General features: G+C 48.1%; 2 pseudogenes. Both read right to left on the minus strand.

The features are described from left to right. Positions 1 to 74, minus strand: a pseudogene (locus D0T85_RS22915) (glycosyltransferase family 2 protein); the annotation flags it as partial. 43 nt (positions 75 to 117) lie between these two features. Continuing rightward, positions 118 to 322, minus strand: a pseudogene (locus tag D0T85_RS22125) (S41 family peptidase); the annotation flags it as partial.

A 322-nucleotide genomic window follows, 5' to 3' on the forward strand; every position in this document is an offset into this window, starting at 1 on the left:
ACCAATGGATCGAGCCAGTTGGGGGTAACCTCTACATCCGAATTCAGCAACACAACATACTCTGCACTAACCTGGTTCCGCGACTATATCTATGTTCCCCTGGGAGGAAGCCGGGGCGGTAAATGGATATTTAGCATCGCGAAGCTCTTTGTTCAATGCAAAGTTAACCTGCATTTCGCCGTCGATAGGAAGATCGGGATGTGCTTCCTCTTGTACCTGAATCAATAAATCGCCAGGCACACCATTATGTTTACCCGCATTTCCTTTTCCAAATGTGCGGGTTCCAATAACTACGGCGCGATCCATGTCTTGCAATGCACCT

Origin of the sequence: Bacteroides sp. 519, assembly GCF_010500955.1 — a bacterium.
Lineage (GTDB): Bacteria > Bacteroidota > Bacteroidia > Bacteroidales > Bacteroidaceae > Bacteroides.